Source organism: Prevotella sp. oral taxon 299 str. F0039 (assembly GCF_000163055.2).
Lineage (GTDB): Bacteria > Bacteroidota > Bacteroidia > Bacteroidales > Bacteroidaceae > Prevotella.
The window spans coordinates 505,351-528,007 of the sequence record NC_022111.1; the positions used below are offsets into that span (position 1 = coordinate 505,351).

The following is a 22,657-nucleotide window of genomic DNA, read 5'->3' on the forward strand; positions in this document are numbered from 1 at the left end:
TACTAGGAATAGACAAAAGTAATCCTTTATCCTTTCAATGAAAGTAAAAGTTTGTTGAGTTCGCTCTTTACACTGGCGTCCATTCGATAGGTGTCGTATTCTAATATGAATCCACCAATAATCTCAGGATCAACCTTTGTTTGAAATTCAACAGTTCCATTTGTCTTCTTCTTAATCATATCTGCCATCTTTTGCTCCATTTCTGGAGTTACTTCTGTCGCAGTTATGAGTTTACCACTTATGATGTTCTTGTCCTTACGATATAATGTGATATAAGAAGCGGCCATGAATTGGAGAAGTTCTTCTCGTGATTCATTGAGTACAAGAGTTATGAAACGCTTTAGAATGGCTGGAACTTCATTTTGAAATACCGTTAAGAGCAATTGACTCTTCTGCCCTTTAGAAAGCGTAGGATTATTCATTGCTTCTCTTAAAGGTTTCACCTCGAGAAAAGCATTAAACAAAGATTGCATACAATTGTATACTTCTGTTTCGTTATTTGCCTGTTGCGCTCCTTTTAAAAGTGCCAAAGCATAACGCACAGAAATAAGTCCTATATCCATATTACCTATTTAATATAATTATTTTTGAACAGAAACATCTTTCAGTATAGAATCAATTAAATCCATCTGACTATCAGAGTCAGATAATTTATTGTGAAGAATCTTCTCTGCAATCTGAACAGAAATAGATGCCACCTGTCCTTTAACGTCCTTAATGGCGTTCTGTTTCTCATTAGCAATTTGCAAGCGAGCCTCCTCAATGATACGATGAGCCTCTTCTCTTGCCTTTAATTGTGCTTCTTCAACAATCTTATCACGAGTTTCTGCAGCCTCTCTTAGAATACGAGCCTGCTTCTCTCTTGCCTCCTGGAGGATGGATTCACCTTCTTTCTTGATGTTGGCAAGCTTCTCATTAGCCTCATGAGCCTTTTGCAAACTTGCGTCTATGAATGCCTTACGCTCGTTTACCATTGCCGTAATTACAGGGAACCCTTTCTTTTTAAGGATTGTGAAGACAATGATAAAAACAACGGTCATCCAAAAGAACAAACCAAAATCCGGAGTTATTAATGACATACTTTATTTTTTAAGTTTCTGCTTTACAGCACAATGATTATACGAATAATGCAAGCAAGGCGATAATTACGGCGAAGAAAGCTACACCTTCTACTAGCGCTGCCGCAATAATCATTGCAGAACGAAGCTCGCCTATCTTTTCAGGTTGACGTGCCATTGCGTCCATTGCATTACCACCAATCTTACCAATACCAATACCTGCACCAATTGCAGCTATACTTCCGCCAATAGCGGCACCCAATTTTGCAACAGCATCTGCTGCTAATAATAATGATAACATAATCTTTATTTTTTTAATTATTACTATTTATAAATTCTATTTTGATTCTTCATGTTCTGCATGTTGAATGTTTGATAACGAAATAAATACAGCACTTAACATTGTGAACACCAGTGCCTGAATGTAACATACAAGTAACTCGAGGAGCATCATAAATACACTCATAGCCACACTTGCTACTGTCATTAATGAACCTGCTGCTGAGTTAATGGCAAACATAATAAATATGGTGCATGTTAACGATAGCGCAATGGCGTGTCCTGCAAGCATATTGGCAAACAAACGGATCATCAATGCCAATGGTTTTGTTAAGATACTGAAGAATTCTATGAATGGCATTAAGGGTACGGGCACCTTTAACCACGTTGGAACATCGGGCCAAAATATTTCTTTCCAATATTCTTTTGTACCTGTTACATTGGTAACGATAAAGGTACAAAGAGCTAAAAAGAAGGTAATGGTGATGTTGCCTGTTACATTTCCGCCTCCTGGTGGGAAGGGAATGATACCCATTAAATTTGATATAAAGATGAAGAAGAAACAAGTTAAAAGGTAAGGTGCATACTTATCTGCCTTCTCTCCTAACGTTGCTTTTATCACATCGTCATATACCGACATAATAAACATGTGCATCAAGCCCACAAATCCTTTTGGAGCAGGGGCTGATGGTTTGTGTTTCTTGCACCATTGAGCTGGAATTAAAATGCATAATAACATTACTATGGCATTTATAAAAAGCACAACGGCACTCTTTGTAAGTGAGATATCTAGTGGACGTACTTCTTTTCCATCAACTTGCTCACAAATCTTATCTTTATTTGATTCGCTTCCTGAGATATATAATCCGTAAGGGCCTTGTCGATTGCCCTTAGAATCATGTTCCTCAGAAAAATGATTGCTAAGAAATACATGAAAACCTGTTGAACTCTTCACGATAATAGGAAGAGGTAACACCACTGGATGACCACCAATATCGGTTATATGCCATTCATATGAATCGTTAATATGTCCAAATAAGATCTCTTGTATATCTAGCTTGCCGTCTTTTGAATGAGAACTAGCCGACATTGGGCTAATGCTCAACAGCAAAAATAAACTTAGACACAAGAGTTTTAGATGTGTTATATATTTATTCATCTTATTTTCTTTTGTTCGATTATTACGAAATAGCTCGTTTCAAAGATCATCATCACAAGATAATATACTGAGAAAACGATTACAAAGCCAATAATAGCTTCTCTTTTATTATTCAGTAAACAATAGCTTAATATTACTAATGCTCCTAAAACAAATCGCAAGACCATAAACACCAAGTAAAACTTTGTAGTTGCAGAAGGTGCTTTTACGGTAACTACTCGCCAAGATTCTAAATAAGCTGTACTAAAAATGATTGAATAAACTGCCCCAACAAGAATGCCATGTATAAAGTTGAACTCCGAAAAGACATTAGACAACAATAACAATAAAAGCGACAATCCTGCAATTATTCCTATTGAGATCTTTCTAAATCGAGAAGATACTTTATTTAAATTCCAATCAGACATATATCATCTATTACAACTCTACGCAGAGACGTACTTCGTTTTTTTGTACTTCAACAAAGCCTCCTGCTATTCTTTTTGTTTCTAGTTTACCGTCTCCTGTCTTAAAAGAGACTTCCCCTGGCTCTAAAGATGAGATGATTGGAGCATGGTTATTCAATATTTCAAAGGGGCCAAGTGTTCCTGGAACCATGACACTCTCTACAGAGTTATCGAATAATACTCCACTAGGAGAAACCATTTTTAAATTCAACATCACCTATTATATACTATGATTGTGCTTGTTCGATTAGCTTTTTACCCTTCTCTATTGCATCTTCAATTGTACCAACATTCAAGAAAGCTTGTTCTGGTAGGTGGTCAACCTCACCATCTAAGATCATATTGAAGCCTTTAATTGTTTCTTCAATAGGAACCATAACTCCCTTAATACCTGTAAACTGCTCTGCAACTGCGAATGGTTGAGACAAGAAACGTTGAACTCTACGAGCACGATTCACTACCAAACGGTCTTCATCTGATAATTCGTCCATACCAAGAATAGCAATAATATCTTGTAACTCTTTATATCTTTGTAGAATTTGCTTTACTCTTTGTGCACATTGATAATGCTCTTTACCTACGATTAATGGATCAAGAATACGAGAAGTACTGCCTAGTGGGTCTACTGCAGGATAAATACCAAGTTCTGTAATCTTTCGACTTAACTCTGTAGTTGCATCCAAGTGGGTAAACGTTGTTGCAGGAGCTGGGTCAGTTAAGTCGTCCGCTGGCACATAAACTGCTTGCACTGAGGTAATAGAACCATTCTTTGTTGAAGTAATACGCTCTTGCATTACACCCATTTCTGAAGCCAAAGTGGGTTGATATCCCACTGCAGATGGCATACGTCCTAATAGCGCAGACACCTCAGAACCTGCCTGAGTGAAACGGAAAATATTATCGATAAACAACATGATGTCTGCTGCTTCTCCGTCTTTTCCACCATGATCTCTAAATTCTTCAGCAACAGTTAGACCTGAAAGAGCAACTGAAGCACGTGCACCTGGTGGCTCATTCATCTGTCCATACACTAGAGTCGCCTGAGATTTCTTTAGTTCTTCTTTATCAACTAAAGACAAATCCCACTTGCCTTCCTCCATTGCTTTCTTGAATTTTTCACCATATTTGATTACTCCAGACTCGAGCATATCACGAATAAGGTCATTTCCTTCACGGGTTCTTTCACCTACTCCTGCAAAAACAGAATAACCATTGTGACCCTTTGCGATATTATTTATGAGCTCCATGATAAGCACTGTCTTTCCAACTCCAGCACCTCCAAAGAGTCCAATCTTTCCACCTTTCATGTAAGGCTCGAGCAAATCAATTACCTTAATACCTGTTGCAAGCATCTCTTTCTTTGTAGATAGCTCTGAGAACTTTGGTGGTTCACGATGTATTGGATATGCTCCTTCCATGTTAAGGGTTTCCATTCCATCGATAGGTTTACCTATAACATTAAGCATTCTACCCTTAATTTGTTCACCTGCAGGCATCACTATAGGCTTACCTGTTGGTATAACTTCTAGTCCTCGTTGCAAACCATCAGTATTATCCATAGCAACACATCTTACAGTATCTTCACCTATATGTTGCTGAACCTCAATAATTAGGTCTTCACCACTAGCACGTTTCAATGTTAATGCTTCGTGAATCTTTGGTAGAACTTTACCAACTTCTAAACCATCTACTTCAAAATGGACGTCAATAACAGGTCCAATAATCTGAGAGATGTGTCCTTTTATCTGTGACATATACAATATTTATTATTCAATTTTTAAAGTCATCGATATACGATGATATACAAAAGTAGTTTTTTTTTATGTAACGAAAGCAATAAAAGGTATTTTTCTAATGTTACATTTGTTTTATAACATACTTTTGCACATTAAATACTTAGCTCGTCTAGAACGTTTATTAGCTTTCTGTCGAATGGCTTATCGCTACGTATTGCCTCTGACAATGGTACGTAAACCACTTCGTTATTTCTTACACCTACCATAACATTGCGCTGTCCTTGCATAATTGCATCGATAGCACCAACGCCCGTTCTACTTGCCAAGATACGATCGTGTGCAGTTGGGCGGCCACCTCTTTGCAAGTGACCTAATATTGAAACACGTACGTCATATTGTGGGAACTCCTTGCGAACACGATCTGCGTAATACAAAGCTCCACATTTCTTACTTTCAGAAACAATTACGATACAAGACTTTTTAGATTTACGTATACCACGCTCCATGAAGTTTGCCAACTGGTCCACATCGGTACTATCCTCTGGGATGATTGCTGCTTCAGCTCCACAAGCTATCGCACTATTCTGAGCTAAGAAGCCTGCGTCTCGTCCCATCACCTCAACAAAGAAGATTCGTTCATGGCTTTGGGCAGTATCTCTAATTCTGTCGACGCACTCTACAATCGTATTTAGAGTTGTGTCATAACCAATTGTTGAATCAGTTCCATATAAGTCGTTATCTATTGTGCCTGGTAATCCAATACAACAAACGTCATACTCTCTTGCAAAATTCATTGCACCTGTTAGCGAACCATTTCCTCCAATAACTACAAGAGCATCGATTCCGTGTTTCACCATATTATTATATGCAGTCTCTTGACCTTCCTTTGTAAAGAAATCTTTAGAGCGAGCACTCTTTATAATGGTACCTCCCGACATAATAATACCACTCACATTCTCTGTGGTAAAATCCTTTATCTCGTCGTTTATCAGTCCTTCGTAACCTCTATATATTCCTTTTATATTAAATCCATTACATATTCCGGCACGTGTTACCGCACGAATTGCAGCGTTCATACCTGGTGCATCGCCCCCAGAAGTCAAAATTCCTATTGTATTTATTTTTGCCATAATTATACTATAAATATAATGTTAAATATAAAATTATCAATCCTAATATGCTACCTAGCAAGGCATAGCAGCCTACATGCTTAAAATACCATCCTATTGAAATGTGCTCTGCCTTCATAAAAGCTATTCCACTTAAAGAGCTTACCATAAAGATGTTACCTCCAATCTGTGCTCCATAGGCGATAATAGCCCAAGAAGCGTCGTTTAATTCACAGAAAGGATTTATCGAAACATGTAGCATTGCTGTTGCGAAATTATCAAGGAAAAAGCTCATTAATGTAGCTGACACCCCTAATAACATTCTATCATTAAAGAGTGAACCAAAGTTTTCTCTTACTAAAACAAAGAAACCTGTTTCCTGAATTACGCCAAACGACAATATAATTCCCATCACAAAGAATATCATTTGAATCACTCCATACTGTAAAACTCGTGGTATCCTGCGTTGAATCATATCGTCAACGTTCATCAATTTTCTATTAAAAATCTCATTAATAATCCATAATAAAGAGAGCACACACAATGCACCTAAAAATGGACTAAGCTTTGTAATGTTGTGGAAAGTTGGAATAAACCAAAGTCCTCCAATACCTAAAAGTAGCATTATAAATCGTTGCCATACGTTCAAATTAGTATCATCACCTCTGTAAGGCATTGAGAATGTCAAATCTAAACGTTCGGGAAGCTCTCTACCTATCATAAATATGGGGAGAGACCATGCTACCAAACAAGGTAAGATCAGTAAAGATGAGAAAGAAGTAGCACTAACTAAGCCTCCACTCCATAATACTAATCCAACAGGATCACCTATCACAGTAAAGATACCTCCACAGCTTGCAGATAAGAATATGGCAGAGCCATAAAGCCATCTCAAACGCCTGCTCGATAACAATTGATGCATAATGGTCAGCATCATCACCGTTGTTGTTAAGTTATCTAGATTAGCTGAGAGTAAAAAGGTGACAACAGATAAACTCCACAACAATGTTTTACTATTTCTTGTTTTGAGAAATTTGATAAGGAAGTCAAAGCAACCATTATTATTTAAGATCTCAACAATGGTCATTGTTACCAAAAGAAACAAAACTACTTCTGCAGCTTTACCCACATAGTTTATAAAGATGTTTTGAGCAATATAATGCTTCACCGCAACGCTTGTAGCTTTCGAACCTTCTAAGAAACCCAGATAATCTAATTGATGAAAGCTCATTACATAATCAGTTCCATAGCATATGTAAAGAACCCAGCATACCGTTCCCATAAAAACTGCAATCGCAGCTTTATTAACATGGGTGAGATGCGCCGATGCAATTAGCAATAAACCCAATAATAATATAATAATTATTACCAATGTCATAACAATGCAAAGATAATAAAATATATCTAGATACAAAGTTTTTTAGGTGAAATATGATCTTTTCTTTTAAGAATAAATAAGGTTATATGTTATTTGTCTATTTCTTTATTGTAAAAGCAATGGCAATAGCTGGAAAATATATTCTAAAACAAATAAGATCTGCTACTTTAATTTAAATAAATTGTAAAAAGACATTATATAAATGACTTTTAACTATACATAATAATAATATATCGTTTATTTTTCTTACCTTTGCAAGGTTATATTAGTAATATCTAGTAATTATTTAATAACTAACAAGTTAGAAAGGATAAGATATTTAGGATGAGACAATTAAAAATTCAAAAGAGTATTACCAATCGTTCTAGTGAAGCACTTGATAAGTACTTAGTAGAGATAGGTCGTGCCCCATTGATATCTATTGACGATGAAATTGAACTTGCACAAAAGATTAAAAAAGGTGGTCCTGAAGGAGAACGAGCAAAGGATAAGCTTGTAACAGCAAATCTTCGCTTTGTAGTTTCTGTTGCAAAGCAATATCAACATCAAGGGTTAACTCTTACCGATCTTATCGATGAAGGTAATATTGGCTTGATTAAAGCAGCTCAAAAGTTCGACGAGACACGTGGATTTAAGTTTATTTCTTACGCAGTTTGGTGGATTCGTCAAAGTATCTTACAAGCCATAGCAGAACAAAGTAGAATTGTTCGTTTACCCTTAAATCAGGTTGGTTCACTTAATAAAATCAATCATGAGATTAATAAGTTTGAACAAGAGAATCAACGACATCCTTCTGTTTCTGAACTTTCTGACGCTACAAACATTGATGAAGAAAAAATTGGTCAGAGCTTAATGGCGGATGGTCACCACGTAAGTATCGACGCACCATTCCAAGATGGCGAAGATAATTGTATGTTAGATGTGATGCCTTCGAGCGATGATAGCCGTACCGACCGTCAAGTAGACCATGAGTCTATGGCACAAGAGCTTGAAGCTGTTCTCAACAAAGTATTAAAAGACAGAGAAATAACTATCATTCGTGAATGCTTTGGTATTGGCTGTCACGAGAAAGGCCTTGAAGAAATTGGAGACCAACTAGGTTTAACTAGAGAACGTGTTAGACAGATTCGTGAAAAGAGTATTGCGAAACTAAGAGACAGCGGTAATGCTAAAATATTAATGAAATATTTAGGTTAATCTCAACCAACATTATTTCTAGTGCAAGAGTACACACCATCTATTTTATGGTGTGTACTCTTTTTGTTTACCCTCACTCTTAGATTTAATGCAATCCACTTCCTATTTATTTTTACAATACAAGTAATATTATTTCAATTGTCTTTTCAACTTTACATTTATTTTGTCCTCTGTATTCTTATGTTTCGACAAGGTTCTAAAGAATCAATACTTTATTTTCTCTAAATAGGGTAAAAACTAAAATAAGAAAGTTAATAGTTGTGTAAAAAAACTTTTATATTTTTATTATTTTGTTTATATTTGTAACGTAATTAGTTTATTCAACTATTTATTATTATTTATTCTATAAAATTTTGATAAAAAGAAGAGAAATGAAGACATTTGTGTTGAATTTATTAGCTTATGTGTGTGCATTTTCAGCTTATGCACAAGATATAAAAGTGAAGAAAGGTCAAATAATGATAGATAACAACGTTGTTGCATCTATCAAAGAAGAAAAGAATGGATATCTTTTTTCTAATCCAGATGGTTCACCTATCATCACGGTTTATATCACATCATACACCAAAGGGAAAGTACGAACTCCCGAAGAATGGTTGATTTGCACATCACCAGATGGCAAAACATTTGAATTGCCCAATTCTAAGGATCGTTTATTACTATCTTTTAATAAGGTTTATACATACAAAATTTTTGATAGCAATCCTCAACTTCTCACCACAAATGGATTGGATAAAAACACCATCGCTAAGCTCTTCGAAGAAGGTAAACACGCTTTTTCGCATAAATGGGACAGTATTTATAATGTACTTAAAGAGGAGGAGAAGAAAGAAAAAGAGCTTATTGCTAACAAAACTTTCATCATCAATAACGCAGGAGAAATCATTAGTAATAAGAATATCATAGGTAAAGTATTCGTAAACAAGCCTACTATGGGTGGTTCCACCTATTATATTAAGGATATAAAAGGTAATCAAATAGCAAAATTAGAAACTTCTTCATGGTCGGGAAGCAGTAATTTTAGTAAAATTATCACTTGTGATAATAAGCCTTTAATGTTCTTAGAGTATAACTCTGCAATGCAATTATCTACAGATGAAGTTGCTCTTCATTTTGTAGCAAAACTCCTTTCAGAAGGATATCCACTTGGAGATATGACTGAAGATATTAAAGCTCGCCTAGAAAACAACGCTAAAAAGAAAGAAGAGCAAGCCCTTGAGAAAGAAAAGCAACAAGTAAAAGCGGCTATGGATTCATCTGTTAATATCTATAATACACCAGGAAAGGTTATCCTTACAGATGGAACTACATCCGAAGGAAATATCACTATCATCTTTGAATCGATTGAAAAGAAGATGGGACAAGGCAGAAGTGGTATCATAGATCTAGATGCTCCCGCTTTAGGAACTACTGCATTACTAACTCAAAAAGATGCAAATGGTAATAAAACAGAAAAGAAATATAAAGCATCAGAAGGTGTAATGATTCAATTAAACAATAGAAGTTTCTTAGGAAGCAAAGGTTCTAAAGACGGAGTATTAAACAATGTAGGTGGAAGTTCATCTATAAACATTGGTACTCGCCGTGCTCAATTCTTCGAAGTACTTTACAATGATGGCAAAGAAAACTTTATTTTACAACATCCTTTAGATGAAGGTGAACTCTATTTAAAGCTTAAAGATAAGCAAGAAGCAATTTATCTTGGCAATAAAGCATTGTTAGGTTCTCGAAGCGAGAAAACAAAAACGAAGCTTACTGCTGAATATTTACAATGTCCTTCGATAGATGCAACTAAATATGACACCACAACAATTGATGGATTAAAGCAGCTAATTGCCGACTATTGCAAGGCTTGTGGCAAATAAGAAATAATGTATTTGAATCTTATTTCAAATTCAAAACAAGTTGATAAGAAGCGATTTGAAACGCAAAACATTTTAAGTAAGAATGAATAGATATACAAAAAGTTCATTCTTACTTTCTTTATATACCCTTTCTATAACACATTCCCCAACCAACAACAATACAACTCCCACCATTTATACTATAAGTACGCAGAAATATCAATCTTTTTTCTCTGCAGGAGCAATATACCTGTCCCATTCAGACAATATTCTTTGATTCTTTTCTTTCGCAGTTTCCATCTTTTTATGCTTTTGTGGAATCAGTTTCAACATCCAATAGATAAACCCCAAAGGGTTAAAACCACTACTTGGAGATAGCGCAAGCTCTTGTTCCATTTTGTTTTCAAAAGGTTGTATCTTCATCTTTGGATACTTACCATACACTACTACGCCTGGAAGGATAAGAGCATTAGTGGGATATTGAATACTTCTTAAAACAGTATCCGACACAACTGGGACTTCTTTCGCTTTGATACTATCTATCTTTTCATCGGCATATAAGCCCAATGCCAGACATAAAAAGAAACAGACCAATAGATGTTCTTTATTAGGTGTAATGCAATCAAAGTTTTTCATTATACTTTTAGTACTTAATGGTTATAGTATTGTCTGAAACAAATATAAACAAAAGCATCTGAATATCATCCCATTAGAGATTTATTTTGTGGTTTTTTAATCAAATAAAGTTGAAAGTAAAGTCTTAAAATCTACTTTATTTATGCCACAAAAGGAATGAAGCCCTACAACTACCCCATTCTCTTTTAAAACAAAAAAATGAGACATTGTATCCTTTAAGCATACAACGTCTCATTCTATATCAAACATTTTCAGGCAAGTAAGATGGCTCTATCATTATTATAACAGCCTATTCTCTTCTGCCTTTTATCCTATTTATTTATCATAGCTTTTTAATAGCGACTCACATGCATCCTCAATTAAATCAAGAGCATAATCAAAGCTAGAATTTCCGACATAATAAGGATGAGGAATAATATTTTGTTTCTGGTGGAATTTGGTTAAAGATGATTTAATTTTATGATTATATTATCTTGTGCCAATATTTAATCCTACAATATACCCTGTAGTCCATGCGGCTTGTAAGTTAAAGCCACCCGTAATGGCGTCAATATCAAGCACTTCTCCTGCAAAATATAAGTTGGGAACGTGCTTACTCTCTAGTGTATTATTATTGATACTTTTCAAAGAAACGCCTCCACAGGTCACAAATTCTTCCTTAAAGGTTCCTTTCCCGTTGGTGGTATAAATGTCATTTGTAAGCGTTTCAATGAGTTTGTTAATCATCTTCTTACTCAACTCATTGCATTTCTTTTGGCAATCTATGTCTGCACGTGATAAAAGGAAGGTCCAAACACGAGTGGTTATATCTAGAAAACGGATAGATGAAATCTGCTTTTGCGGATTATTTTGAATGGTGTCTTTTAATAACTTCTCAACTTCTGCAAGGCTAAAGCCATTTGCCCAGTTAATTGCAATAGATATTTTATAGTTCTGTTCTTTAGCAATTCGGGCAGCATATGAAGATAGTTTAAGGGTGGCAGGACCGCTAATGCCCCAGTGAGTGATGAGAAGTGCACCGCTACTATTGATCTTTGAGCCTGGAATATGTAGGCTGGAATTGGGTATAACCGTTCCCATTAGCGACTTTAAACTATTGTTGTTGATGTTAAAGGTGAAGAGAGAGGGGACAGGTTGTTCTATCTTATGGCCACATTTTGCAAGGTATTGCAATGGTTCTATGCGTGGAGAGCCACCTGTTGTTATAGCAACTGCATCGAAATATCTCTTTCCTTTGTCTTTGAAGTGCAAGCATATAGTTCCGTTTTCTTGTGCTTCGATGTTTTCTAACCAATGATCTGTAATTACTTTAATACCCAATTTGTGAGCTTCGTTCACCAAACATTGAACGATACTTTGGGCATCTTGAGATTGAGGAAAAACACAATTATCTTCTTGTGTTATAAGTTTTACTCCATGTTCTTCAAACCATTGATAGCAAGAAATATAATCGAATATGTTAAATAAACGTTTTAATAGCTTGTGACCACGTGGATAAGCTGTTGTAAGGGATGATATTTCGTTGAACGAATTGGTTACATTACATCGTCCACCGCCTGTTATTGCCACCTTAGCAAGAACCCTTTTACTACGTTCGAAGATAAAAACTTCATTGTTTTTATTTTGTTTCTTTGCAGTAATAGCAGCAAAGAAACCAGCAGCTCCACCACCAATAATAGCAATATTCTTCATCTCTTTTCTCTTTATCAAAATATAGTTTGTGCTAATTTATTTCTCGTTCTCGTTCAAACGCATTGATAATGCTATTCGTTTGCGTTGTAAGTCCACCTCAATAACCTTGACTTGGACGTGTTGATGCAGTTTAACTACATCAGTAGGACTACTGATATATCTGTTGGTTATTTGCGAAATATGAACCAATCCATCGTTATGTACACCAATATCAACAAATACTCCAAAGTTAGTTATATTGGTTATAATGCCAGGAAGCACCATTCCTATAGATAAATCACCTATTTCTTTGACTCTAGAATCAAACTCAAAATGCTCTAATTGCATTCTTGGATCACGCCCTGGTTTATCTAATTCGGTCATAATATCTTGTAGAGTAGGCAGCCCTATCTCATTGGTAACGTATAAGTTAAGGTCGATTGCCTTTTGTTTTGCTTTGTCTTGAATAAGCATCTCAATGCTACAGTGAGCGTCTTTTGCCATCTTTTCAACAATATGGTAGCTCTCTGGGTGTACAGCAGTATTGTCTAAAGGGTGCTTTCCGTTAGGAATACGTAGGAAACCTGCGCATTGTTGAAAAGCAATATCGCCTAAACGAGGTACCTTTTTCAATTGAGAACGTGAGCTAAAAGCACCATTTTTACTTCTAAAATCAACAATGTTCTGAGCCAAGGAAGGACCAAGTCCACTTACATAAGTGAGCAAAGAGCTACTAGCAGTATTGAGATTCACTCCCACAGAGTTAACACAACTCTCCACAACTATATCTAAACTCTTTTTAAGAGCATTCTGATCAACATCGTGTTGATACTGACCTACACCAATGTTTTTGGCATCTATCTTCACAAGTTCAGCCAAAGGGTCCATCAATCTGCGTGCAATAGAAACCGCTCCACGCACAGTTACATCTTCATTAGGGAACTCTTCACGGGCAATTTTTGATGCAGAATAGATAGAAGCACCATCTTCGCTCACCACAAAAACATCGAGTTGCTTTGCAAAGTCAATCCCTTTAACAATAGAAAGCGTTTCTCTGCTTGCCGTTCCATTACCAATTGCAATGGCTTCAATATCATATTTAGAAACAAGTTGTTTGATAGTGTCTTGCGATTCCTTTGTTTTATTGTGAGGAGCATTAGGAAAAATGACTATATGGTGTAATAGATTGCCTTCAGAAGTCAAACAAACCACCTTGCAACCCGTTCTAAATCCAGGGTCAATACCTAAGGTTCTCTTTTGTCCCAGTGGTGCAGCAAGGAGCAGTTGACGTAGATTTTCGGCAAAAACTTTAATGGCTTCAGCGTCTGCTTGTTCCTTTGCTAGAGCCAAAACCTCATTTTTTATGGCAGGAAAAAGAAGTCGTTTGTATCCATCTTCAATGGCTTCGTGAATTAGTTGGGCTGCTTTTCCATTCGATTTAATGAAGAAACGGGCAACCCTTTGAATGAAAGTATCATCGTCTAACTCAATATTAATAGATAAAAAGCCCTCTTTCTCGCCTCTATTAATAGCTAAAAGACGATGCGAAGAACATCTTTTTAAGAGCTCAGAATAGTTAAAATAATCCTTATATTTAAGTGCTTCTTCTGTAATTTCAATGCCTTTTTTCTGCTTTGCCACAACAATTGCCTCATGTTGCATGTTTTTTCTAAGCATTTGTCGTGCTCTTTGATCTTCAGAAAACAATTCAGCAATAATGTCTTGAGCGCCTTTTATAGCTTCGTTTACATCTTTAATATCAGAAGAAAGAAATGCTCTTGCTTTTTGTTCGATATTATTTTCACGCTGAATCATAATGAATTGCGCAAGAGGTTCAAGTCCTTTTTCCTTTGCTATCTGTGCTTTTGTTCGGCGTTTAGGCTTAAATGGCAAGTAAAGGTCTTCTAATTGTGCAGCATTAGAACAATCCTCAATTTGTTGAAGCAATTCTTTTGTCATCTTTCCCGCTTCAGTTATTGTTTTGATAACAGTTTCTTTGCGTTTAGAAAGTTCCGCTTCTTTGTCGTATAAGTCTTTTATTAAGCCAATATTTACTTCGTCTAAACCTCCAGTTTGTTCCTTTCTATATCTGCTAATGAAAGGAATTGTTGCACCATTGTTTAAGAGTTCTAGAGTATTTTCAACTGCTTTGACAGAAAGATTTAGCTCTTTTGCTATCTTAGATGTAAACTTATTCATTTTTCTTTTGTATTATTAGTGCAAAGTTAATGAAAAAAGATGAACTAAATGTAATCTTATTTTATGACAATAAGCAATGAGTTTATTTTGAGAAGATAAACAAGTGGGTTGCAATAGGTTGAACTTTTATTCTGTTTTTTGCGTAATATTGATGTGGCATTTCAAATTTTATTGTACTTTTGTGCAACTATTGAAGTAATGTATGTTTGCTATAAGAATGAAAGGAGAATGCTTTTGTAATTTGATTTCATAGATATGGCAGATAAATACAAAGAAGAAACAAAAGAAAAGATAAGGAAATAGGGTGATGACTTATACAATTGAGAGAATAACAGCATTGATAGGAGCACGCCGATATGGTAGAGCTAATGCTTCTATTGTATTCTTATTAACAGACAGTAGGTCGTTATGTTTTGCAGAAGAAACATTGTTTTTTGCCATAAAAACAATGAGTAATGACGGAAGTAAATATTTATCTGACTTGTATAAGCGTGGTGTTCGCAACTTTGTAGTGAACGAAGTACCAGAAAATTATGCGGTATTATATCCTAATTCCAATTTTCTTAAGGTCTCAAATACCCTTGATGCCCTCCAAAGATTAGCCGAAAGACATCGTGATGAGTTTGCTATTCCAGTGATAGGAATAACTGGCAGCAATGGAAAAACAATGGTGAAAGAATGGATTTATCAGCTTCTTTCGCCTTCATTGATTGTTACTCGCAGTCCAAGAAGCTATAATTCGCAAACGGGAGTACCCCTTTCTGTATGGTTATTAACTAACAATACTCAGCTAGGAGTGTTCGAAGCAGGAATAAGTGAGCCTGGAGAAATGGACTCATTGCGTGACATTATTCAGCCAACAATAGGTATATTAACAACCATAGGCGATGCACATCAGGAGAATTTCACTTCTTTAGAAGAGAAATGTAACGAGAAATTAAAGCTATTTACAGACTCAAAACTTCTTATTTATAATGAAGATAATACTTTAGTGAAACGTTGTGTAGAGCAATTTTCATTTGAAGGACAACGCTTTTCGTTATCAAGACAGAATGAAAAGTCTACTCTTTATGTTTCTAAAGTTTTGAAAAACAATGCAGATAGCGTTATATATTATTCATATAAAGGTGTAGAAGGCAGTTATAAGATACCTTTTATTGATGAAGCTTCTATCGAGAATTCTATTGAATGTTTAGCTATTGGTTTATACTTAGGTATTGATAAGAATGCAATAGAAGAGCGAATGGCATCTTTAGAGCCTGTTGCTATGCGCTTAGAGGTGAAAGAAGGCAGACATGATTGTACGCTTATTAACGATTCTTACAATTCAGATATCAACTCGCTTGATATTGCTTTAGACTTTATGAGTCGTCGCCCAGATGCTAAAGAGCGTCAAAGAATATTGATATTAAGCGACATTTATCAAACAGGAAAGCCGCTTTCCCAGCTTTATAGCGAGGTTTCTGCGTTGATGAAACAACGAAGTGTGAATCAATTTATTGGTATTGGACCTGAAATATATGCGCATCAGGATTGTTTCCAACAACAAAATAGCTCATTCTTTCTAACAGTTCAAGACTTTATTGATAGCGGATTATTTACGAATTTGCGTAATAACATCATTTTATTAAAGGGAGCACGTCGCTTTGGTTTCGATAAAATAACCGATCTTTTGGTAAAGAAAGTGCACGAAACAACATTGGAAGTGAATCTAAGTGCTTTGGTTCAGAATCTTAATTTCTATCGTTCTTATTTGAAACAAGATACGAAATTGGTATGTATGATTAAGGCAAATGGCTATGGTTTGGGGGCTGTTGAGGTGGCAAAGACCCTTCAAGACCATCGAGTTGACTATCTTGCAGTGGCTGTTGCCGATGAAGGTGTGGCATTAAGAAAGCATGGTGTTACTGCAAACATCATGATAATGAATCCTGAGATGTCGTCTTTTAAAACGATATTCGATTATGAACTCGAGCCAGAAGTATATTCATTCCGTCTTTTAGAGGCTTTAATTGAAGAAGCAGAGAAAGAAGGAATCACTCAATATCCAATACATATTAAGCTCGATACGGGTATGCATAGATTGGGATTTGACCCAATTAACGATATAGAACGATTGATATCGATTTTGAAGAAGCATCAAAACACAATTATTCCACGTAGTGTTTTCTCACATTTTGTAGGTTCTGATAGTGACCATTTTGATGATTTTTCTGCACAACAATTCAGTCTTTTCGATACAGCAAGTAAGCAATTGCAATCTGCTTTCACGCATCATATATTACGACACATCAACAATAGTGCGGGAATACTTCACTTTCCCGACCGACAACTCGATATGTGTAGACTTGGTTTGGGCTTATATGGTATCAATAGTCGTGATAATCAGATTATAAATAACGTGTGTTCATTGCGTACAACCATATTGCAAATGCATAAAATTGGTAGCAATGAAACCGTAGGATATAGTCGAAAGGGTACTGTTGAGCGTGAAACTATAGTGGCAGCAATACCGATTGGTTATGCAGATGGATTGGATAGACGTCTTGGAAACAGAAATTGTTACTGCTTAGTGAATGGACATAAGGCTCCATATTTGGGCAATATATGTATGGATGTTGCAATGATTGATGTTACAGACATACCTTGTAAAGAAGGAGATAGCGTGGAAATATTTGGCGATAACTTACCCGTTACAGTGCTATCAGACACCTTAGACACCATTCCTTATGAAGTTTTGACCTCTATAAGCGAACGAGTTAAGAGAGTATATTTCCAAGATTAGTAGTAAGTTACTATATGATAATGATTCTTTAAAGTGCCAATTGAGCCTTTAAAGAATCATTTTTTGTATCTCATCAAATTGTTATATCACTTCAAAATGCTTGAGTGCTTTGTATATTCCGTCGTCATCTGCAGATGAAGTTACATAGTCTGCTATTGCTTTTACATCATCATTCGCATTTCCCATAGCCACTCCAATACCAGATTTTAGTAATATTGAGATATCATTTCCGCCATCTCCAAAAGCCATAGTTTCGCTAATTAACAAATCATTGTATGCAACAATATCCGATAAGGCTTTACCTTTAGAGGCTTGTTTGTTCACTATGTCAATGAATTCAGGATGCCATCGTTCTCCAGAACAATGAGGAATATCAGGCATAATGATGTCTTGTTGTTCTTGAGTGATGAATGGTGTTATTTGAAGGATGTCTTTTTGAAGAACCATTTCTGCCTTAATAGAATAATCAATAGTTGTAACCTTAAATGAATCTATAAATAGACGATCTACTATAGGCTTATGATTGATAACAGCAGTGGTGTCGGTTCCTACCAAAATAGCTGGATATTCGTGCTTATTAAGATAGTTAACAAGGGTGGAAACCTCTTCTTTGGGAATGGAATGCATTGATATAACAGACTTTCCCATAAAGTTGTAAGACCCATTGGTGGTGATATAACCATCAATGAGATGTTCTATCTCACCTAAATTTGTGATGAACGATAAAGGACGGCCTGTCGAAATAAATATCTTAATGCCTCTTTCTTTGGCAATATTTAAACCATCTATTGTTGATTGGGCTATCTTGTGAGTGTTGAAACTCACCAAAGTTCCGTCGATATCAAAGAATAATGCTTTTATCATATCTATCCTGAAGTGTATTAAAAAGAATGGAATTGCCTCTCAATTCCTTTATTATTGTCAGTAATTTATCAATAATCGTTTACAAAGTTACTAAAAAGCAAGATATAAAAGGGCTCTTTTTCTTTGTTTTTTGTATATTTGCAATATGACACGTAAAGAACGTTATGAGTATATTTTGGCATATTTTAGAAAAGAAATGCCCATCACTACCACTGAATTACAATTCACAACAGCTTTCGAATTGATTGTTGCAACGTTGTTAAGTGCGCAGTGTACTGATAAAAGAATAAACCAAGTAACCCCGGAATTGTTTGCAGCTTATCCCACACCTTTGGCGATGTCGAAAGCAGAAGTGTATGAGGTTTTTGAGTATATACGTAGTGTGAGCTATCCCAATGCAAAGGCAAAACATCTTGTGGAGATGGCAAAAATATTGGTAGAACAATTTAATGGAGAAGTACCAGAGAAGAGGGAAGACCTTATGAAGCTTCCTGGTGTAGGGCGAAAGACTGCAAATGTGGTGCAAGCGGTGTGGTTTGGAAAGGCTACAATGGCTGTAGATACGCATGTTTATCGTGTTAGTCACCGTATGGGACTTGTGCCCAAGACAGCCAATACACCTCTGAAAGTGGAAGAGACACTCTACAAATATATTCCAGCAGAAGATGTTCCAAATGCTCATCATTGGCTTATATTGCATGGAAGATATGTTTGTTTAAGTAGAACTCCGCAGTGTGCGAAGTGTGTTTTTGATAAGATTTGTCCTAAACTGCTTGAAGGATCGAAGTTAGAATAATTCTTATCCTATTCACTAGAACATTATTATATCATTAAGATAATTATAAAATAGATTATGCAAGCAAAGCGAATAAATAAGTTTCTGGCAGACATCACTGCCAATAATAATAGAGAATGGTTCTTAGCACATAAAGAAGAATATACTGCTTGTAGAGCTTCTTTTGAAGAAGGAATAACAAAGCTCATCACAGTAATATCTCAATTCGATCCAACTATAGCACATCTGACGGTAAAAGATTGTACTTATCGTTTCAATAGAGATACTAGGTTTTCGCCCGATAAGTCGCCTTATAAAAATCATCTAGGTGCTTATATCTGCATGAATGGACGTAAATCGCTTTGTGGAGGCTATTATATTCATATCGAAAAAGGGCATACCCTTGTTGCTATTGGTGCTTATTTCTTGCCAACAAATATTTTGACAGCATGTAGAAATGAAATAATGGGCAATATAGATGAATGGCGTTCGAGAGTGGAAAACAAGGCGTTTGTTGAAACATTTGGTACTCCTAATGCTTCAAAATGGGGTGATGAAAATCCTAAAGGATTTGGACTTGAGTGCTTAAAGACCTGCCCAAAAGATTTCCCACGTGATTATGAACACATGAATTACTTGAAAATGAAAGATTATTGTGCATGGGTTCGCTTACCAGATGATTTCTTTGAGGGTGATAAATGGATTGAAGAAGTGGTGGGAATATTTAAGATTGGAAAGCCAATGATGGACTTTATGAATGATGTTATTGCCGATTACGAACCCTAATCTGATCACACCTTAATTATCAAAGAACTATTATACAATGACTACTAAACAATTCTTACTATGCAACCCCATGTTGCGTATTGCCTTGGTGTTTATCTTAGGCATCGTAACAGCTTATTATTTAGAGGCAGAATTGTCTCCATTCTTATGGCAGATAATGATTATTTCGACGATTGTTGCTTTCTTTTTCTTTCGCAATCGAGAAATAATTGCAAGTTTCTTATTGTTTCTTTGCGCCTTTTCTGTAGGAGGGTGGCGTCTAAATTGTATACAATTAGAAAATGAAAGACCATTTCCTTCTAACTCAATATGCTATAATGCCGTGATATTGGATATGCCCGAACGACACGGGAAAGTAGTTATGGCTCCGTTGATGATTATGGATGGAGAATGGGAAGGACTGAAGGTTCAGGCAAGTTTCTTAATTTCTGAAAAAGAAAAGGAACTCAAACTGGTGACAATGGGCAGTTGGTTAGGAGTAAATTCTGAACTAAGTCACTTTGAAACGTCTACAGATAGTAGATTTGAAAGTTATTTTAATCGTTTGAAATGTGCAGGAATTGTGGGTAAGACTTTTATTCTTCCCTCTAATTGGCAATATTGTGGGGTAGGGATTAAATACCTTTCTATATTGGAACAAATAAAGATAAAAGCATTAAAGGTGCGCTATGGCTTGTTGAAAAAAATAGAAAAGGTGAGTGGGAGTAATGATTCAAAGGCGATAGTGCAGGCTGTTATCTTGGGAGACAAAGCGAGTTTAACTAAATCTCTGCGAGCAACTTATAGTCAAACTGGTACATCTCATCTTTTAGCTTTATCGGGATTACATCTCAGTGTTATCTTTTCACTCTTGTTATTATTAACAAGAACGCTCTCTTCTTCATTGATAAGAACCTGTATTGTGCTTACTTCTATATGGGTTTATGCTTTTGTTGTGGGTTTGCCTGTTAGTGTTTTACGTGCTGCTGTGATGTTTTCTATCTTTATATTCATACAGCTTCTAAATCGGAAAACATTTTCATTAAATTCTCTTTCGTCTTCTGCTTTAGTCTTGTTGTTCGTCAATCCCTTGCTTTTATGGGACGTGTCATTTCAAATGTCGTTCCTTTCTGTATTGGGTATCTTTTTGTTTTATCCTCTTTTTACTTTTTGTTTACGACCTGCGTCATCGTTTCTTGGTAGTTTTTTCAATGCTATTATAAAAATGATGGCGGTGAGCCTGTCTGCCCAAATAGGTGTAGCTCCGTTGGTCTTATACTATTTTGGTGGTTTTCCTACTTATTTTTTATTTGCAAATATCATAGCTGTTCCTGCGTTTATTGTCGTGGTTTATATTGTTTTGGTGGCGTTGTTAGGTAGCGTTTTGTATGGAAAGATAATTGTTTTGATGACTATTGCGTGTGGGTTAATTGACAAACTCAATGCTGTTTTAAGGTGGATTTCAGAACTTCCTTATGCTTTTATTTCAGATGTTTATATTGATGGGTTACAAGTTTGGTTATGCTATGTTTTGATAGTTTTGCTTTTTGGGGTGGCAAAGATATATATTAAAGTATATCGCTCGCAGATAATTGCTCCTTATTGAAGATTTATTCTTTCTTTGTACTTATTCTAATTATGGCTAAAAGCTATCCTTTTATCATGTAAAAGGGTAGCTTTTATAAGGCAATATCAATGTGTTTTGTATAAAAACTCAATGATATTGTATTTTGATAAAAATATAGTAAAAACTAAGCCCGATACTTTTTTAAAAAAGCAGCGGGCTTAGTCTATTGAATTATATGAAAAGTAAACTTTTTAGGCTTGCTAATAAGTTTTTATTTATATGTCTATTTATTGAAAGTGATACACGCCCAGTTGTTATCTTCAGTTGTTTTGGCTTTGATAAAACCATATTCTTTAGCCTTTGCAATGAGCAATGGCACATCTTCTGTATAGAATCCACTTAGAATAAGTGTAGATGTATCGTGCATAACTGAGTTGAATTGGGGAATATCTTCAAGTAAAACATTACGATTAATGTTAGCTATAACGATGTCAAAGAAACCACATACATGAGAAAGTGAGTTAGAATCGCCATGCAAGAGCTCAATATTTTGAGTGTTGTTTAATTCTGAATTGTGTTTACTATTTTCAACACTCCATTCGTCAATGTCATATCCAACAATATCTTCTGCACCGAGTTTTGATGCAGTTATACTTAAAATACCTGTTCCACATCCACAATCTAAAACCCGTTTGGTATGTAGATCAAGTTTAAGAAGCTCTGAAATAACTAGTCTTGTCGTTTCGTGTGTGCCTGTTCCAAATGCTTGTTTAGCCTCGATACCAATTTTTATAACGTCATTATCAATGACTTCTATATCGGAATCACTGCTATTTCTTGCATCATATATAATTATCTTGTTATGAATATTTATGGGTTTAAATCCATTTCTTTCCCATTCTTCATTCCAATTTTGTTCTTCAAGTTCAATGGTTGTAAAGGTTATTGAGGCTTCTTGAATAGGGAAATGAAGCAATTCGTTTTCTAATGCTCTTTTGTTATACAGCATGGTGGGAATGTATCCGTTGACAATTTCGTCTTCTTCGTCGAATGATTCGTATCCTAGTTCTCCTGCTGTGTCAATCAATAAATCTTGAACTGCAAGTTTTAGGTGGTCACTACATATTATAGTGAAAGATGTTTTGTTATATTTCATGATTTAATTTTCAAACGAATTGCAAATTTACAA

Annotated in this window: 20 protein-coding genes; 6 read left to right on the forward strand and 14 right to left on the reverse strand. The window is 35.6% G+C overall.

The window, feature by feature from the left end:
• Window positions 1–26: 26 nt before the first annotated feature.
• The 9 genes from HMPREF0669_RS05045 to HMPREF0669_RS05085 form a co-directional block, all read right to left on the reverse strand.
• Complete coding sequence (locus HMPREF0669_RS05045; RefSeq protein WP_009227446.1) at window positions 27–563, reverse strand: F0F1 ATP synthase subunit delta; 537 nt, start codon at window positions 561–563, stop codon at window positions 27–29.
• A gap of 18 nt (window positions 564–581) precedes the next feature.
• Window positions 582–1,079: a F0F1 ATP synthase subunit B gene (gene atpF, locus HMPREF0669_RS05050; protein WP_009227447.1), complete on the reverse strand. Its 498-nt coding sequence runs from the start codon at window positions 1,077–1,079 to the stop codon at window positions 582–584.
• 37 nt (window positions 1,080–1,116) lie between these two features.
• Window positions 1,117–1,359 carry an ATP synthase F0 subunit C gene (gene atpE, locus HMPREF0669_RS05055; RefSeq protein WP_009227448.1) on the reverse strand — a complete coding sequence of 81 codons (243 nt, stop codon included), beginning with the start codon at window positions 1,357–1,359 and terminating at the stop codon, window positions 1,117–1,119.
• A 36-nt stretch (window positions 1,360–1,395) separates the two neighbouring features.
• Window positions 1,396–2,496 carry a F0F1 ATP synthase subunit A gene (atpB, locus tag HMPREF0669_RS05060; RefSeq protein ID WP_020967195.1) on the reverse strand — a complete coding sequence of 367 codons (1,101 nt, stop codon included), beginning with the start codon at window positions 2,494–2,496 and terminating at the stop codon, window positions 1,396–1,398.
• A complete protein-coding gene (locus HMPREF0669_RS05065; RefSeq protein WP_009227450.1) occupies window positions 2,493–2,903 on the reverse strand; it encodes a hypothetical protein in 411 nt (136 codons plus the stop codon). The genes atpB and HMPREF0669_RS05065 overlap by 4 nt, the downstream gene beginning before the upstream one ends.
• A gap of 10 nt (window positions 2,904–2,913) precedes the next feature.
• Entirely contained in the window at window positions 2,914–3,156 is a 243-nt protein-coding gene (gene atpC, locus HMPREF0669_RS05070) for an ATP synthase F1 subunit epsilon (RefSeq protein WP_020967196.1), read from the reverse strand.
• Window positions 3,157–3,169: 13 nt separating this feature from the next.
• Window positions 3,170–4,696, reverse strand: coding sequence for a F0F1 ATP synthase subunit beta (gene atpD / locus HMPREF0669_RS05075; RefSeq protein ID WP_009227452.1), 1,527 nt, complete (start codon window positions 4,694–4,696; stop codon window positions 3,170–3,172).
• A 134-nt stretch (window positions 4,697–4,830) separates the two neighbouring features.
• The gene (gene pfkA / locus HMPREF0669_RS05080; RefSeq protein ID WP_009227453.1) at window positions 4,831–5,808 is read right to left on the reverse strand and encodes a 6-phosphofructokinase; all 978 of its coding nucleotides are present in this window, start codon (window positions 5,806–5,808) and stop codon (window positions 4,831–4,833) included.
• A gap of 7 nt (window positions 5,809–5,815) precedes the next feature.
• Window positions 5,816–7,165 carry an SLC13 family permease gene (locus HMPREF0669_RS05085; protein ID WP_044045639.1) on the reverse strand — a complete coding sequence of 450 codons (1,350 nt, stop codon included), beginning with the start codon at window positions 7,163–7,165 and terminating at the stop codon, window positions 5,816–5,818.
• A gap of 324 nt (window positions 7,166–7,489) precedes the next feature.
• Between HMPREF0669_RS05085 and HMPREF0669_RS05090 the strand changes: the two genes are divergently transcribed.
• Both HMPREF0669_RS05090 and HMPREF0669_RS05095 read left to right on the forward strand, forming a co-directional pair.
• Window positions 7,490–8,362: an RNA polymerase sigma factor RpoD/SigA gene (locus HMPREF0669_RS05090; protein ID WP_009227455.1), complete on the forward strand. Its 873-nt coding sequence runs from the start codon at window positions 7,490–7,492 to the stop codon at window positions 8,360–8,362.
• A 371-nt stretch (window positions 8,363–8,733) separates the two neighbouring features.
• Window positions 8,734–10,227, forward strand: a complete 1,494-nt coding sequence (locus HMPREF0669_RS05095; RefSeq protein ID WP_009227456.1) for a hypothetical protein — start codon at window positions 8,734–8,736, stop codon at window positions 10,225–10,227.
• Window positions 10,228–10,425: 198 nt separating this feature from the next.
• Here HMPREF0669_RS05095 and HMPREF0669_RS05100 read toward each other — a convergent pair whose 3' ends face one another.
• From HMPREF0669_RS05100 to HMPREF0669_RS05110, 3 genes are all read right to left on the reverse strand, one after another.
• Window positions 10,426–10,842 carry a hypothetical protein gene (locus HMPREF0669_RS05100; protein WP_009227457.1) on the reverse strand — a complete coding sequence of 139 codons (417 nt, stop codon included), beginning with the start codon at window positions 10,840–10,842 and terminating at the stop codon, window positions 10,426–10,428.
• Between the two features lie 468 nt (window positions 10,843–11,310).
• Window positions 11,311–12,534: an NAD(P)/FAD-dependent oxidoreductase gene (locus tag HMPREF0669_RS05105; protein WP_009227458.1), complete on the reverse strand. Its 1,224-nt coding sequence runs from the start codon at window positions 12,532–12,534 to the stop codon at window positions 11,311–11,313.
• 36 nt (window positions 12,535–12,570) lie between these two features.
• Window positions 12,571–14,712 carry a Tex family protein gene (locus HMPREF0669_RS05110; protein ID WP_009227459.1) on the reverse strand — a complete coding sequence of 714 codons (2,142 nt, stop codon included), beginning with the start codon at window positions 14,710–14,712 and terminating at the stop codon, window positions 12,571–12,573.
• Window positions 14,713–15,019: 307 nt separating this feature from the next.
• On the opposite strand from HMPREF0669_RS05110, the gene HMPREF0669_RS05115 reads away from it, so the two are divergent.
• Entirely contained in the window at window positions 15,020–17,497 is a 2,478-nt protein-coding gene (locus HMPREF0669_RS05115) for a bifunctional UDP-N-acetylmuramoyl-tripeptide:D-alanyl-D-alanine ligase/alanine racemase (protein WP_009227460.1), read from the forward strand.
• Between the two features lie 81 nt (window positions 17,498–17,578).
• On the opposite strand, the gene HMPREF0669_RS05120 is transcribed toward HMPREF0669_RS05115, so the two are convergent.
• On the reverse strand, window positions 17,579–18,361 hold the full coding sequence (locus HMPREF0669_RS05120) for a Cof-type HAD-IIB family hydrolase (protein ID WP_009227461.1): 783 nt from the start codon (window positions 18,359–18,361) through the stop codon (window positions 17,579–17,581).
• Window positions 18,362–18,506: 145 nt separating this feature from the next.
• Here HMPREF0669_RS05120 and nth point away from each other — a divergent pair, with 145 nt between their 5' ends.
• From nth to HMPREF0669_RS05135, 3 genes are read left to right on the forward strand one after another with little or no spacing between them, the layout of a single operon-like run.
• Window positions 18,507–19,157, forward strand: coding sequence for an endonuclease III (gene nth / locus HMPREF0669_RS05125; RefSeq protein ID WP_020967197.1), 651 nt, complete (start codon window positions 18,507–18,509; stop codon window positions 19,155–19,157).
• Window positions 19,158–19,214: 57 nt separating this feature from the next.
• Window positions 19,215–19,922 carry a DUF2461 domain-containing protein gene (locus tag HMPREF0669_RS05130; RefSeq protein ID WP_009227463.1) on the forward strand — a complete coding sequence of 236 codons (708 nt, stop codon included), beginning with the start codon at window positions 19,215–19,217 and terminating at the stop codon, window positions 19,920–19,922.
• A gap of 37 nt (window positions 19,923–19,959) precedes the next feature.
• Window positions 19,960–21,507: a ComEC/Rec2 family competence protein gene (locus HMPREF0669_RS05135; protein ID WP_020967198.1), complete on the forward strand. Its 1,548-nt coding sequence runs from the start codon at window positions 19,960–19,962 to the stop codon at window positions 21,505–21,507.
• Between the two features lie 244 nt (window positions 21,508–21,751).
• Here the strand turns inward: HMPREF0669_RS05135 and prmA are convergent, their stop codons facing one another.
• A complete protein-coding gene (prmA, locus tag HMPREF0669_RS05140) occupies window positions 21,752–22,624 on the reverse strand; it encodes a 50S ribosomal protein L11 methyltransferase (RefSeq protein WP_009227465.1) in 873 nt (290 codons plus the stop codon).
• Window positions 22,625–22,657: the final 33 nt, after the last annotated feature.